The organism is Modestobacter sp. URMC 112 (assembly GCF_053502575.1).
Genome location: NZ_CP199957.1, coordinates 1,355,642 through 1,369,040 on the forward strand (window position 1 = coordinate 1,355,642; position 13,399 = coordinate 1,369,040).

The following is a 13,399-nucleotide window of genomic DNA, read 5'->3' on the forward strand; positions in this document are numbered from 1 at the left end:
TTGGGGTCGGGTTGTTGGCCTCGTGGAGGGTCTCATGCTCGTCGTACCGCCCGGTGTCCTGTTGTGGGGTCCGGGGCTGGCGGTGGGGGTTGTGGGGCGACTTCCCGTTCTTTGAGAACTGCACAGTGGACGCGAGCATCTTGTTAGCAATTTTGTAGGCGTGTTTGTGTGGCCAAGTTTTTAAGGGCGCACGGTGGATGCCTTGGCACCAGGAGCCGATGAAGGACGTAGGAGGCTGCGATAAGCCTCGGGGAGCTGTCAACCGAGCGTTGATCCGAGGATTTCCGAATGGGGGAACCCCGCACCAGTCATGTGGTGTGACCCGCGCTTGAACACATAGGGCGTGTGGAGGGAACGTGGGGAAGTGAAACATCTCAGTACCCACAGGAAGAGAAAACAACCGTGATTCCGTGAGTAGTGGCGAGCGAAAGCGGATGAGGCTAAACCGATCGCATGTCAAGCCGGCAGGCGTTGTGTGGTCGGGGTCGTGGGACGATCCAGATGGTTCTGCCGAACTGTCGGGGAGTCAGAAAAGACGCGTGTTAGTGGAAGGCCTCTGGAAGGGGTCGCCGTAGAGGGTGAGAGCCCCGTACACGAAAACCGTGTCTCTCCCGGGTTGTATCCCAAGTAGCACCGAGCCCGTGAAATTCGGTGTGAATCTGGCGGGACCACCCGCTAAGCCTAAATACTCCCTGGTGACCGATAGCGGACAAGTACCGTGAGGGAAAGGTGAAAAGTACCCCGGGAGGGGAGTGAAATAGTACCTGAAACCGTGTGCCTACAAGCCGTGAGAGCCTTATGCGCACTTTGTGCGTGGGGGTGATTGCGTGCCTTTTGAAGAATGAGCCTGCGAGTTAGTGGTACGTGGCGAGGTTAACCCGTGTGGGGTAGCCGTAGCGAAAGCGAGTCCGAACAGGGCGCCTGAGTCGCGTGCTCTAGACCCGAAGCCGAGTGATCTACCCATGGCCAGGTTGAAGCGCGGGTAAGACCGCGTGGAGGACCGAACCCACCAGGGTTGAAAACCTGGGGGATGAGCTGTGGGTAGGGGTGAAAGGCCAATCAAACTCGGTGATAGCTGGTTCTCCCCGAAATGCATTTAGGTGCAGCGTCACGTGTTTCTTGCCGGAGGTAGAGCACTGGATGGCCGAGGGGCCCCACAAGGTTACTGACGTCAACCAAACTCCGAATGCCGGTAAGTGAGAGCGTGGCAGTGAGACTGCGGGCGATAAGGTTCGTAGTCGAGAGGGAAACAGCCCAGATCATCAGCTAAGGCCCCTAAGCGTGTGCTAAGTGGAAAAGGATGTGGAGTCGCAGAGACAACCAGGAGGTTGGCTTAGAAGCAGCCATCCTTGAAAGAGTGCGTAATAGCTCACTGGTCAAGTGATTCCGCGCCGACAATGTAGCGGGGCTCAAGCACACCGCCGAAGCTATGGCACTCCCACATGTCCTGTCCGGAACCTTTCGGGTTCTGGGCCAGGGGTGGGGGTGGGTAGGGGAGCGTCGTGTGGCGGTGGAAGCGGCGGAGTGATCCAGCCGTGGACGCCACACGAGTGAGAATGCAGGCATGAGTAGCGAAAGGGGAGTGAGAAACTCCCCCGCCGGATGACCAAGGGTTCCTGGGCCAGGCTAATCCGCCCAGGGTGAGTCGGGACCTAAGGCGAGGCCGACAGGCGTAGTCGATGGACAACGGGTTGATATTCCCGTACCCGCGAAAGAACGCCCATGCTGGACCCAGCGATACTAACCATCCGATGCTCCGTGATGTCCTTCGGGATGATCGGGGTTGAGCGTGGGACCTGGACTGGTAGTAGGCAAGCGATGGGGTGACGCAGGAAGGTAGTCCTACCGGTGAGTGGTAGTACCGGTGCAAGGGTGTGGCCCGTGAGGTAGGTAAATCCGCCTTGCATGTGGGTGAGGCCTGACGCATAGCCGATTGAGGCGAATTGGATGATCCTATGCTGCCGAGAAAAGCCTCTAGCGAGTTCTTAGCGGCCCGTACCCCAAACCAACTCAGGTGGTCAGGTAGAGAATACCGAGGCGATCGAGCGAACTGTGGTTAAGGAACTCGGCAAAATGCCCCCGTAACTTCGGGAGAAGGGGGGCCATCTGCTGTGACCGCACGTGCTGCGGGTAGCGGTGGGTGGCCGCAGAGACCAGTGAGAAGCGACTGTTTACTAAAAACACAGGTCCGTGCGAAGTCGAAAGACGATGTATACGGACTGACGCCTGCCCGGTGCTGGAACGTTAAGGGGACGGGTTAGCTGCTTACGCGGCGAAGCTCAGAACTCAAGCGCCAGTAAACGGCGGTGGTAACTATAACCATCCTAAGGTAGCGAAATTCCTTGTCGGGTAAGTTCCGACCTGCACGAATGGCGTAACGACTTCTCAGCTGTCTCAACCACAGGCTCGGCGAAATTGCACTACGAGTAAAGATGCTCGTTACGCGCGGCAGGACGGAAAGACCCCGGGACCTTCACTACAGCTTGATATTGGTGTTCGGTTCGGCTTGTGTAGGATAGGTGGGAGACTGTGAAGCGGGCACGCCAGTGTTCGTGGAGTCGTCGTTGAAATACCACTCTGGTCGAATTGGATGTCTAACTTGGGTCCGTGATCCGGATCAGGGACAGTGTCAGGTGGGTAGTTTAACTGGGGCGGTTGCCTCCTAAAATGTAACGGAGGCGCCCAAAGGTTCCCTCAGCCTGGTTGGCAATCAGGTGTTGAGTGCAAGTGCACAAGGGAGCTTGACTGCGAGACCGACGGGTCGAGCAGGAGCGAAAGCTGGGACTAGTGACCCGGCACCGGCATGTGGAAGCGGTGTCGCTCAACGGATAAAAGGTACCCCGGGGATAACAGGCTGATCTTCCCCAAGAGTCCATATCGACGGGATGGTTTGGCACCTCGATGTCGGCTCGTCGCATCCTGGGGCTGGAGTAGGTCCCAAGGGTTGGGCTGTTCGCCCATTAAAGCGGTACGCGAGCTGGGTTTAGAACGTCGTGAGACAGTTCGGTCCCTATCCGCCGCGCGCGTAAGAGACTTGAGAAGGGCTGTCCCTAGTACGAGAGGACCGGGACGGACGAACCTCTGGTGTGCCAGTTGTTCCGCCAGGAGCACTGCTGGTTGGCTACGTTCGGCAGGGATAACCGCTGAAAGCATCTAAGCGGGAAGCCTGCTTCAAGATGAGGTCTCTCACCCACTTGATGGGGTAAGGCCCCCGCCCAGACCAGCGGGTTGATAGGCCGGAAGTGGAAGCGTAGTGATACGTGGAGCTGACCGGTACTAATAGGCCGAGGGCTTGACCACACACCCAACATGTCCTGCGAGTGTGTTCACCAAGGAGTTGTCGCGTCCACTGTGCGGTTCTGAAGGTACGGGACCAGCTGTCCCGACCCGACCCCCCATGCATGTATTGGGGGGTGGGGTTGACATCTTCACAGTGTTACGGCGGTCATGGCGAAAGGGAAACGCCCGGTCTCATTCCGAACCCGGAAGCTAAGCCTTTCAGCGCCGATGGTACTGCCCGGGGGACCGGGTGGGAGAGTAGGACGCCGCCGGACAATCATTCCCGGAACGGGGTCACAGCATCGCTGTGGCCCCGTTCCGCGCGTCCACGCCCGGACCCGGCGCCCAGCACCCCGGCCGGACCCGGGAAACCCCGTCCGCGCTTTCGGTACCGAAAGCGCGGACTCGAGCCCGGACAAACCCGCCCACCCAGGTCCGTCCAGCTCAGCGGCGGCGATCGGGCGGGGCGGTCGAGGCACCGACGTTGTCGGCCAGCCACACGGTCAGTTCCGTCAGTTGACGCCAGCCGTCCCGGACCCGGTCGATGGCATCCCGGCGGTGCAGCCAGTCGGTCGGCTCCCAGCCCCGGGCCCCGTGCAGCGCCTTGTGCTTCAGCAGTTCGATCCGCTCGTGGTCGGCCGGGTACCCGCGCGGGGCGCGCGTCAGCCGTTCGCCGTCGATGGACCAGCCGGCGGCGCGCAGCCGCTCGACCTCGGCAGCCAGCCGGGGCCCCTGGACGTCGTCTGCCACGGCACGCCGGTAGCGCTCCACCTGGTCCGGTTGCAGACGCCAGCAGCCACCGGCGATCCACAGCCCGTCCGCGGAGAGCTGCACGTACATCGACCCCACGCCGGCGCTCTCCCGGTGTAGTACGGCCCCCTGGTGCGTCTTGTACGGCGTCTCGTCCTTGCTGAACCGCACGTCCCGGTACGGCCGGAAGAGCTTGGGCGTGCCGAACTCGGGGGCCAGTTCCTCGACCAGCGCCTGCAGCGGCGCCCGGACCGCCGTGTCGTACGTCTGCCGGTGCGACTGCCAGTACGTGCGGCTGTTGTCCGCCTCGAGGCCCTCGTAGAAGACCAGCCCCTCGTCCGGGAAGCCCGCAAAGCCCGTCACCCGGCGCCGCCGGGAAGCGGGTCCGGGCTGTCGTCGAGCAGCAGGGCGTGCCAGCGGACCTCGCGGATGGTCGACGTCCCGGTGTCCAGCGTGCGCGCCCACCCGTCGCGGGCCCAGCCGGCGCTCTCCAGGAAGCCGGCCGTCACCCGGTCGGCCTCCGGCAGCCACATGAGCAACCGGGCCGTGCCGTCGGCACGGGTCACGTCGGCCACCGCCGCCACGAGCCGGCTGCCGTGCCCGCGACGTCCCCAGCGGGGCTCAACCAGCAGGGCGCCCACCTCGGTGCTCGGTCCCTCGGGGGACGGCGCCTCGTCGGCCGCGAGCTCGGCGGGCCCGTAGGCGGCGAAGCCGACCAGGGTCCCGGACTCCTCCGCCACCAGCACCCCGTGGGCGGGGGTCGGCGGTGAGGCGATGGCCCGCCGCCAGGCCGCGGCGGCCGCGGCGTCGTCCCACTCGTCGAGGACGGCAGGTGGCAACAGGCTGCGGTAGGCGGTGCGCCAGGTGATCAGCTGCACCCGCGCCAGGGTCTCCGCGTCGGCGGGGACGGCGGGGCGTACCGAGACCTCGGCCCGGCCCGACGGACCGGGGCGCAGCGGGGGGAGGTCCACCCGGGCAGCGTAGGCGGACCCCGCCGGGCGGGGACCGGGCAGAGGCCAGGCGCGGGGCGGGAGCGCCGACGTCGTACCCCCACGGCACGATGCCCCCTGTGCAGACACCCGTCGAGCGAGTCCCGGCCGCGTTGGCCCGGCGCATCGCGCTGGCCGCCCAGGGGCTCGCCGGGCCGCGGCCGGAGGGCGAGGTGGGCGTCCGTCAGCTCTCCCGCACCGTCGACCGGCTGGCAGTGGTGCAGATCGACTCGGTGAACGTGCTGTCCCGCAGCCACTACCTCCCCGCGTTCAGCCGGCTGGGCCCCTATCCGCGAGCGGCTCTCGACGACCTGGCCAACCGCCGGCACGCCCTGTTCGAGTACTGGGCGCACGAGGCGTCCTTCCTCCCCGTCCGGCTGCACCCGCACCTGCGCTGGAAGATGGCCGCCGCCGAGCAGCACGCCTGGGGCTCGATGGTCCGGCTCCAGCGCGAGCGGCCCGGATACGTCGCCGAGGTGCTGGAGCTGGTGCGCGAGGGTGGGCCGCTGAGGGCCAGCCAGCTGTTGGCCGAGCGCCCGAACCGGCCGGGCACCATGTGGAACTGGCACGCCGGCAAGGTGGCGCTGGAGTACCTGTTCTTCACCGGCGCGCTCACCGCCCGCGCCCGGACCGCCGGCTTTGAGCGGGTCTACGACCTCACCGAGCGGGTGCTGCCGGCCGCCGTCCTGGAGGCGCCGACCCCGGCCAAGGAGGACGCCGTCCGGGAACTGGTGCGCACCGCGGCCCGCGCGCTGGGCGTGGGCACCGACCGCGACATCGCCGACTACTTCCGCCTGCGCGTCGACGACACCAGGGCGGCGCTGGCCGACCTGGTGGACGCCGGCGAGCTGCTGCCGGTCGAGGTCACCGGCTGGGGCCGCCCGGCCTGGCTCGACCCGCTGGCCCGCCGACCGCGGTGGGCCCGGGCCCGGGCGCTGCTGACACCGTTCGACTCCCTGGTCTGGGAGCGGCCGCGGGTCGAGCGCATCTTCGGCTTCCGCTACCGGCTGGAGATCTACACCCCGGCCGCCAAGCGGGTGCACGGCTACTACGTGCTGCCCTTCCTGCTCGGCGACCGGCTGGTCGCCCGGGTCGACCTCAAGGCCGACCGGCAGGCCGGGGTGCTCCGCGTCCAGGCCGCGCACACCGAGCCGGGCGTGGACGTCGCCGTCGTCGCCGCCGAGCTGGCCGCCGAGCTGCGGCTCATGGCCGACTGGATGGAGCTCGACGACCTGTCCGTCGCCGGGCGGGGCGACCTGGCCGGGGACCTCGCGGCGGCCGTCGCCGTCCGGGGCGTCGCTGCCGGCCGCGGGGCCTGAGCGCCGGTCAGCCGCGGTCGGGCACCGGGCGCGGGAGGGCGCGCCGGATCCGCAGGTCGCCGGAAACCGACTGCAGCAGCACCGTCAGCTCCGCTGCCCTGCCGCCGTCACGCGCCGCGTCGTCCTCGTCGAGGTCGGAGTCCAGCCGGCCGGAGACGCTCCGCAGGTCCAGCCACAGCCGCAGCCCCGGCTCGACGCCCACCGTCGCGTCGCCGGAGACCGTCTTGAGCCGGACGGCGCCGCCGGAGGCCCGGGCCACGCTGACGTCGCCGGACGCCGTGCGGGCGGACAGGTCGCCGGTCACCTCGTCGACCACGACGTCCCCGGAGGCCGTCCGCAGCAGCGCCGGGCCGCCGGCCGAGCCGAGCCGGACGTCGCCGGACGCGGTGCCGATGGTGACGGCGCCGTCGACCCCGTGCACGTGGGTGTCCCCGCTCGCCGTCCGCACCTCCAGCTCGGTGCACGCCTCCACCGACACGTCGCCGCTGGCGCTGGTGAGCTCCGCGCGGCCCAGCCGGCCGTGCAGTGCCACGTCCGCGGACGCGACCGCCACGCGGACGGCGGCGCCCGGCGGGGTGCGCAGCTCGATCGCGAAGGACGGCGTCCGCTGCAGGCGGCGCTCGGGCACCGAGACCCGCAGGTGCGACCGGGTGACGACCAGGTCGACCCGGTCGACGAGCTGCGCGGCGGTCTCGTCGAGCGGCTCGACGGTGACCACCAGCTCGTCGGCGTCGTCGACCGCGCGGACGGTGACGGTGCCGGCAGGGTTGCGCACCTCCAGGGCGCGCAGGGAGTCGGACAGGGGGACGCGGTGCGTGCGGACGGTCATCGGACCTCCAGGGGTGGGTGAGCGGTCAGCTCCGGGCGTAGCCGGACCAGGAACGGGGCCCGCGGCCGGAGCGCGGGGGCTCGGCGGGGGCGCGCAGGCCGGCGGCGACGGCGCGCACCAGCCACGTGTTGAGCGACGTGCCGGACGCGGCGGCGGCGTCCTCCGCCCGGGACTTCAGGGACTCGGGCAGGCGCAGGCTGATCCGGGCGGTCGAGCCGTCGTCGTCGGCCGCAGGCTCCTCGGCCGGGGGTGCCGTGTCGGGCTCGTGCGATGCGGGGACCACCACGACCTCCGGGTCCCGGCCGCGCATCCGGATGTCGACCAGCCCGCCGTCCCAGGCCGCAGTGACCTCGGCCGCCATGGCCGACAAGGCGTCGGTGACGGCCAGCCGGACGGCCGGCTCCAGGGTGTCGGCCAGCAGCCGGGCGGTCTCCCGGGTCTGCTCGGTGCCGGCGGCGGCCGCCGTCAGCAGGTGGGCGCGCAGCGCGTCGACGTGGTCGCTCAGGTCCATGGACGCCATCGTGGCGTCATCCCCGCCCGTGGGTGGCGTCCGGGTCCTCGCCCCGGCGCCAGCCGCGACGCCACGGCGACAGCATCCGGGCGACGTCCCGGTCCGCGCTCCCAGGGTGCCCTCTGCCGCCGGAGCGCCCGGACCGGTCGAGCCGGCTCCGCAGCTCCTCGATGTACGACCAGTTGTCCATGACGCCATGGTGACACCATATTGACGTCAAGTCCAGTGTCAGGTTGGCGTCACCTCGTCGGCAGTCCGGCCAGCCGGCGGACGACGGCCAGCCCGCCGTCCGTGCCCGGCCAGTGCCGGGCCAGCGCCGCGTCCCCGGCCCGGCGCACCACCGAGCGCAGCACCCAGGCCACCAGCACGGCGTCGTCGGCGTACCCGACCACCGGCAGCACGTCGGGCACCAGGTCGAGGGGGGAGAGCAGATAGGCCAGCAGCAGCCACACCCGCAGCCGCAGGGCCAGCGGCAGATCACGGTCGGCGGCCAGCCTGCGCACCAGCCGCAGCACGTCGGGCAGCAGGCGCAGCGCCTCGCGCACGGTCAGGTCGTCGGGACGGCGCAGCCAGAGCAGCACCAGCAGCAGCAGCCAGAGCACCAGCAGGCTGCCGGCCACCGCGCCGAGCACGGGCAGCGCGGCGCGGAGTGCGTCCACGGGCAGGAGCATGGCCGAGCGGCCCGACGCCTGGGACGGGTGGGGTGGTGTCGACGAGGCCACACTGCCGGGAGGTCGAGTCCGGCCGGTCGGCTGCGTACGCTCGGCGCGTGCCAGCAATCGCCCCGCTGCGGGTACAGGTCGTCGCGCAGACCCAGTTCACCCCGCCGGCCGACGTGCCCTGGGAGAGCGACGCGGAGGGCGGGCAGGCGCTCGCCGAGTTCGCCGGCCGGGCCTGCTACCAGTCGTGGGACAAGCCGAACCCGGCGACCGCGACCAACGAGGGCTACCTGCGGCACATCCTCGAGGTGGGCCACCTGTCGGTGCTCGAGCACGGCACCGTCAGCATGTACCTGACCGGCGTCTCCCGGTCGCTGACCCACGAGCTCGTCCGGCACCGGCACTTCTCCTACAGCCAGCTCTCGCAGCGCTACGTGCCCGAGCGCGACGCCGCCGTCGTGGAGCCCGGCGTCATCGCCGAGGACCCGGTGCTGCACGAGGAGTTCCTCGCCGCCGCCGACGCAGCGCTGGCCGCCTACACCGACCTCCTCGAGGGGCTGGAGAAGCGGTTCGCCGACGTCCCGAACGCGACGCTGCGCCGCAAGCAGGCCCGGCAGGCCGCCCGCGCGGTGCTGCCCAACGCCGTCGAGACCCGGATCGTGGTCACCGGCAACTACCGGGCCTGGCGGCACTTCGTCGCCATGCGGGCCAGCGAGCACGCGGATGTCGAGATCCGCGAGCTGGCCGTGGCCTGCCTGCGCGAGCTGCAGCGGGTGGCCGGCAACGTCTTCGGCGACTTCCGGATCAGCGAGCTGGCCGACGGCACGTACGTCGCCGCCAGCCCCCTCGTCGCCGAGGGCTGACCGGCCTTCAGCTGGACCATCCCCACCCACCACCACCCGCGACACCCACCACTCGCGACGAGGAGTCGACATGTCCGAGGTCGCCGTCCAGCAGCACGCCGTCCGCGCGGACGCGCCGCCGCGGATCGACACGCAGTACGAGGACCTGCTCCGCCGGGTGCTGGAGACGGGCAGCTCGAAGTCCGACCGCACCGGCACCGGGACGGTCAGCCTCTTCGGCGAGCGCCTCCGCTACGACCTGTCGGCGTCCTTCCCGCTGGTGACCACCAAGAAGGTGCACTTCAAGTCGGTCGCCTACGAGTTGCTGTGGTTCCTCCGCGGCGAGGGCAACGTCGGCTGGCTCAAGGAGCACGGCGTCTCGATCTGGGACGAGTGGGCCGCCGAGGACGGCAGCCTGGGCCCGGTCTACGGCGTCCAGTGGCGGTCCTGGCCCACGCCCGACGGCGGCTCGATCGACCAGCTGTCCCAGGTGCTCGACACCCTCCGGACCGACCCGGACTCCCGGCGCATGGTCGTCTCGGCGTGGAACGTCGCCGCGCTGCCGGACATGGCCCTGGCGCCGTGCCACGCGCTGTTCCAGTTCCACGTCAGCGACGGCAGGCTCTCCTGCCAGCTCTACCAGCGCAGCGCCGACCTGTTCCTCGGCGTCCCGTTCAACATCGCCAGCTACGCCCTGCTCACCCGGATGGTCGCCCAGCAGGTCGGGCTGGAGCCCGGCGACCTCATCTGGGTCGGCGGCGACTGCCACATCTACACCAACCACCTGCCGCAGGTCCGCGAGCAGCTGGCCCGCGAGGTGCTGCCCTTCCCCCAGCTGGAGATCGACCCCGCACCCTCGCTGTTCGACCAGGCCTACGAGGACCTGCACCTCGTCGACTACCGGCACCACCCGGCGATCCGGGGTGCGGTGGCCGTGTGAGCGAGCGTGCGAGCTCACCCGTCGGGCAGGGCACCGGGCCGGGGAGGTCGCCGGGTGCGCAGGGCAACCGGCTCCGGATGGTGTGGGCGCAGGCGGACGGCGGGGTCATCGGTGTCGACGGCGCCCTGCCGTGGCACCTGCCCGAGGACCTCCGGCTGTTCCGCGCGCTGACGCTGGACTCCACGGTCGTCATGGGACGGCGCACCTGGGAGTCGCTGCCGCCCCGGTTCCGGCCGCTGCCCGGCCGGCGCAACGTGGTGCTCAGCTCCACGCTGGACCCGGACGAGCCGGGTGCCGAGGTGGTCCGGTCGCTGGACGACGTCCTCGCGCTGGACGGCGACCCGTGGGTGATCGGCGGCGGCGCGCTGTACCGGGCGGTGCTGCCGCACGCCGCGGAGGCCGTGGTGACCGAGGTCGACGTCGCGCTCCCCGGCGACACCTGGGCGCCCGCGCTGGACGCGGACTGGGTGCGTGCCCGGCGGCTGCCCGCCGAGGGGTGGTCCCCGTCCTCGGCAGGCCTCCGGTTCGCCGTCTCGCACTGGACGAGGGGGCCGGGAGCCCCCTCCGCCGGCGTGGCCACGGTGCTCGCCGACGTCCTGCCCGACGTCCCCGCCGTCGACCGGCGCGGTCCGCGGGGGTCGCAGGGAGGTCGGTAGATTCACCGGCATGACCACTGACCCGGAGCGGCCCTTCGGGCGGGTGCTCACCGCGATGGTGACCCCCTTCGCCGAGGACGGGTCCATCGACCTGGCCGGCGCCCAGCAGCTCGCCGCGCACCTGGTCGACCGGCAGGCCCACGACGGGCTGGTCGTCTTCGGGACGACGGGGGAGTCGCCGACCGTCGGCGACGGCGAGCAGCACGCGGTGCTCGAGGCGGTGCTGGACGCGGTCGGCGACCGGGCCACGGTCGTCGCCGGGGTCGGCACCAACGACACCGCGCACTCCATCGAGAAGGCGCAGGCCGCCGCCCGGCTCGGCGTCGACGGCCTGCTGGTCGTGACCCCGTACTACAACCGGCCGCCGCAGGCCGGCCTGCTGCGGCACTTCACCGCCGTCGCGGACTCGACCGACCTGCCGGTGATGCTCTACGACATCCCGCCGCGGTCGGTGGTCCCGATCGAGGTGGAAACGCTGGTCCGCGCCGCGGAGCACCCGAACATCGTCGCGGTCAAGGACGCCAAGGCCGACCTGGGTGCGGTGATGTGGACCCTGGCCCGCACCGACCTCGCCTACTACAGCGGCGAGGACATGCTGAACCTGCCGCTGCTCGCGGTCGGCGCGGTCGGTGTGGTGAGCGTCGTCGGGCACCTGGTCGGGCCGCGGCTGGCCGAGCTCATCGCCGCGGTCGAGGCCGGCGACCTGGGCACGGCGCGCGCGGTGAACGAGAGCCTGCTGCCGGTCTACACCGGGGTCTTCCGCACCCAGGGCACGATCCTGGTCAAGGCGGCGCTGCGCGAGCTGGGGCTGCCCGCAGGTCCGGTCCGCCCGCCCCTGGTCGACGCCACTCCCGAGCAGGTGGAACAGCTGCGCGCCGACCTCACCGCCGGAGGAGTCGCCCTGTGACCTCCAGTCCCACCCAGCTCAACCCGCAGCCGCACCTCTCGCTCTCCCTGCCGCCGCCGCTGCCGGCCGGCGGCCTGCGGGTCATGGCGCTGGGCGGGCTGGGCGAGATCGGCCGCAACATGGCCGTCCTGGAGTTCGACGGCCGGCTGCTGGTCATCGACTGCGGGGTGCTGTTCCCCGAGGCCGAGCAACCCGGCGTCGACCTGGTCCTCCCGGACTTCGGCGTCATCGAGCACCGGCTGGCCGACGTCGCCGCCGTCGTCCTGACCCACGGGCACGAGGACCACATCGGCGCCATCCCGTACCTGCTGCGGCTGCGGGCCGACATCCCGCTGGTCGGGTCCCGGTTCACCCTGGCGCTGGTGCGGGCCAAGCTGCGCGAGCACCGGATCGACCCGGTGCTGGTCGAGGTGGCCGCGGGCGACGACCACCTGGCCGGCCCGTTCCACACCGAGTTCATCAGCGTCAACCACTCCATCCCCGACGCGCTGGCCGTCGCGGTGCACACCCCGGCCGGCACGCTGGTGCACACCGGCGACTTCAAGATGGACCAGCTGCCGCTGGACGGCGTGCTCACCGACCTGGGCGCCTTCGCCCGGCTGGGCGTCGCCGGGATCGACCTGCTGCTGGCCGACTCCACCAACGCCGAGGTGCCCGGCTTCGTCACCTCCGAGCGCAACATCGGCCCGGTGCTGGACTCGGTGTTCGAGCGGGCCACCCAGCGGCTGATCGTCTCCAGCTTTGCCAGCCACGTGCACCGCATCCAGCAGGTGCTCGACTGCGCGGTGAAGCACGGGCGCAAGGTGGCCCTGGTGGGCCGCTCGATGGTCCGCAACATGGGGGTCGCCCAGGACCTCGGGCTGCTGCACGTCGCGCCGGGGCTGATGGTCAAGCTGGACGAGGCCACCGCCATGCCGCCGGAGCAGGTGGTGCTGATCAGCACCGGGTCGCAGGGCGAGCCGCTGTCGGCGCTGGGCCGGATGGCCCGCGGCGACCACCACCAGGTCACCATCGAGGCCGGCGACACGATCATCCTGGCGTCCTCGCTGGTGCCCGGGAACGAGACCGCCGTCTACAAGGTGATCAACGGCCTGGCCCGGCTCGGCGCCACCGTGGTGCACAAGGAGACGGCCATGGTGCACGTCTCCGGGCACGCCCCGGCCGGCGAGCTGCGCACGCTGCTGAACGTGGCCAAGCCACGGCACCTCATGCCGGTGCACGGCGAGTGGCGGCACCTGCGGGCGCACGCCGAGCTCGCCGAGCAGACCGGGATGGCCCGCGACCGCGTCCTGCTGGCCGAGGACGGCGTCGTCGTCGACCTGGTGGACGGCAAGGCCTCGATCGTGGGCAGCGTGCCGATCGGCAACGTCTACGTCGACGGGCTCAACGTCGGTGACGTGGGGGAGGAGTCCCTGCAGGACCGGCGGATCCTCGGGGACGAGGGCTTCGTCGCCCTCACCGTGGTGATCGAGCTCTCGACCCGGACGATCGTCCGGCCGGTGCACCTGTCGACCCGCGGCTTCTCCGACGACCCGGCCGCCTTCGACGCCGTCCTCGGGTTGGTGGAGGACAACCTGAAGCGGGCGCTGGCCGAGGACGACGTCGACCCGCACCGGCTGTCGCAGGTCATCCGCCGGACGGTGGGCAAGTGGGTGTCCGACACCTACCGCCGCCGCCCGATGATCATCCCCACCGTCCTCGAGGTCTAGCAGAAGGAC

12 protein-coding genes and 2 rRNA genes are annotated in these 13,399 nt (G+C 70.2%); 8 read left to right on the top strand and 6 right to left on the bottom strand.

Features of this window, described 5'->3' with window-relative positions; all coding sequences use genetic code 11:
• Positions 1–170: 170 nt before the first annotated feature.
• Together ACWIX6_RS06475 and rrf are read left to right on the top strand one after the other, a co-directional pair.
• Positions 171–3,300, top strand: a 23S ribosomal RNA gene (locus tag ACWIX6_RS06475).
• Positions 3,301–3,437: 137 nt separating this feature from the next.
• Positions 3,438–3,554, top strand: a 5S ribosomal RNA gene (gene rrf / locus ACWIX6_RS06480).
• A gap of 169 nt (positions 3,555–3,723) precedes the next feature.
• Here rrf and ACWIX6_RS06485 read toward each other — a convergent pair.
• A complete protein-coding gene (locus ACWIX6_RS06485; RefSeq protein WP_448616016.1) occupies positions 3,724–4,392 on the bottom strand; it encodes a DUF2461 domain-containing protein in 669 nt (222 codons plus the stop codon).
• Positions 4,389–5,000, bottom strand: coding sequence for an N-acetyltransferase family protein (locus ACWIX6_RS06490; RefSeq protein WP_448616017.1), 612 nt, complete (start codon positions 4,998–5,000; stop codon positions 4,389–4,391). The genes ACWIX6_RS06485 and ACWIX6_RS06490 overlap by 4 nt, the downstream gene beginning before the upstream one ends.
• A 98-nt stretch (positions 5,001–5,098) precedes the next feature.
• On the opposite strand from ACWIX6_RS06490, the gene ACWIX6_RS06495 reads away from it, so the two are divergent.
• Positions 5,099–6,337 (top strand): winged helix-turn-helix domain-containing protein, encoded by a 1,239-nt coding sequence (locus ACWIX6_RS06495; RefSeq protein ID WP_448616018.1) that lies wholly within the window; start codon positions 5,099–5,101, stop codon positions 6,335–6,337.
• Positions 6,338–6,344: 7 nt separating this feature from the next.
• Here ACWIX6_RS06495 and ACWIX6_RS06500 read toward each other — a convergent pair whose 3' ends face one another.
• From ACWIX6_RS06500 to ACWIX6_RS06515, 4 genes are read right to left on the bottom strand one after another with little or no spacing between them, the layout of a single operon-like run.
• A complete protein-coding gene (locus ACWIX6_RS06500; RefSeq protein ID WP_448616019.1) occupies positions 6,345–7,166 on the bottom strand; it encodes a DUF4097 family beta strand repeat-containing protein in 822 nt (273 codons plus the stop codon).
• Positions 7,167–7,191: 25 nt separating this feature from the next.
• Positions 7,192–7,677 (bottom strand): toxin-antitoxin system HicB family antitoxin, encoded by a 486-nt coding sequence (locus tag ACWIX6_RS06505; protein ID WP_448616020.1) that lies wholly within the window; start codon positions 7,675–7,677, stop codon positions 7,192–7,194.
• A 16-nt stretch (positions 7,678–7,693) separates the two neighbouring features.
• A complete protein-coding gene (locus ACWIX6_RS06510; RefSeq protein ID WP_448616021.1) occupies positions 7,694–7,867 on the bottom strand; it encodes a hypothetical protein in 174 nt (57 codons plus the stop codon).
• A gap of 49 nt (positions 7,868–7,916) precedes the next feature.
• Positions 7,917–8,336 carry a YkvA family protein gene (locus ACWIX6_RS06515; protein WP_448616022.1) on the bottom strand — a complete coding sequence of 140 codons (420 nt, stop codon included), beginning with the start codon at positions 8,334–8,336 and terminating at the stop codon, positions 7,917–7,919.
• Between the two features lie 110 nt (positions 8,337–8,446).
• Here ACWIX6_RS06515 and thyX point away from each other — a divergent pair, with 110 nt between their 5' ends.
• From thyX to ACWIX6_RS06540, 5 genes are all read left to right on the top strand, one after another.
• The gene (thyX, locus tag ACWIX6_RS06520; protein ID WP_448616023.1) at positions 8,447–9,199 is read left to right on the top strand and encodes an FAD-dependent thymidylate synthase; all 753 of its coding nucleotides are present in this window, start codon (positions 8,447–8,449) and stop codon (positions 9,197–9,199) included.
• Positions 9,200–9,269: 70 nt separating this feature from the next.
• A complete protein-coding gene (locus tag ACWIX6_RS06525; protein WP_448616024.1) occupies positions 9,270–10,118 on the top strand; it encodes a thymidylate synthase in 849 nt (282 codons plus the stop codon).
• Positions 10,115–10,774 (top strand): dihydrofolate reductase, encoded by a 660-nt coding sequence (locus ACWIX6_RS06530; protein WP_448616025.1) that lies wholly within the window; start codon positions 10,115–10,117, stop codon positions 10,772–10,774. Before ACWIX6_RS06525 ends, ACWIX6_RS06530 begins: the two co-directional genes overlap by 4 nt.
• A gap of 10 nt (positions 10,775–10,784) precedes the next feature.
• A complete protein-coding gene (gene dapA / locus ACWIX6_RS06535) occupies positions 10,785–11,681 on the top strand; it encodes a 4-hydroxy-tetrahydrodipicolinate synthase (protein ID WP_448616026.1) in 897 nt (298 codons plus the stop codon).
• Positions 11,678–13,390, top strand: coding sequence for a ribonuclease J (locus tag ACWIX6_RS06540; protein ID WP_448616027.1), 1,713 nt, complete (start codon positions 11,678–11,680; stop codon positions 13,388–13,390). Before dapA ends, ACWIX6_RS06540 begins: the two co-directional genes overlap by 4 nt.
• Positions 13,391–13,399 lie beyond the last annotated feature (9 nt).

Bases quoted from the DNA above. Each gene is read 5' to 3' on its own strand.
- ACWIX6_RS06500 (WP_448616019.1), bottom strand. From the start codon at position 7,166: ATGACCGTCCGCACGCACCGCGTCCCCCTGTCCGACTCCCTGCGCGCC.
- ACWIX6_RS06505 (WP_448616020.1), bottom strand. From the start codon at position 7,677: ATGGACCTGAGCGACCACGTCGACGCGCTGCGCGCCCACCTGCTGACG.
- ACWIX6_RS06510 (WP_448616021.1), bottom strand. From the start codon at position 7,867: ATGGACAACTGGTCGTACATCGAGGAGCTGCGGAGCCGGCTCGACCGG.
- ACWIX6_RS06525 (WP_448616024.1), top strand. From the start codon at position 9,270: ATGTCCGAGGTCGCCGTCCAGCAGCACGCCGTCCGCGCGGACGCGCCG.
- dapA (WP_448616026.1), top strand. From the start codon at position 10,785: ATGACCACTGACCCGGAGCGGCCCTTCGGGCGGGTGCTCACCGCGATG.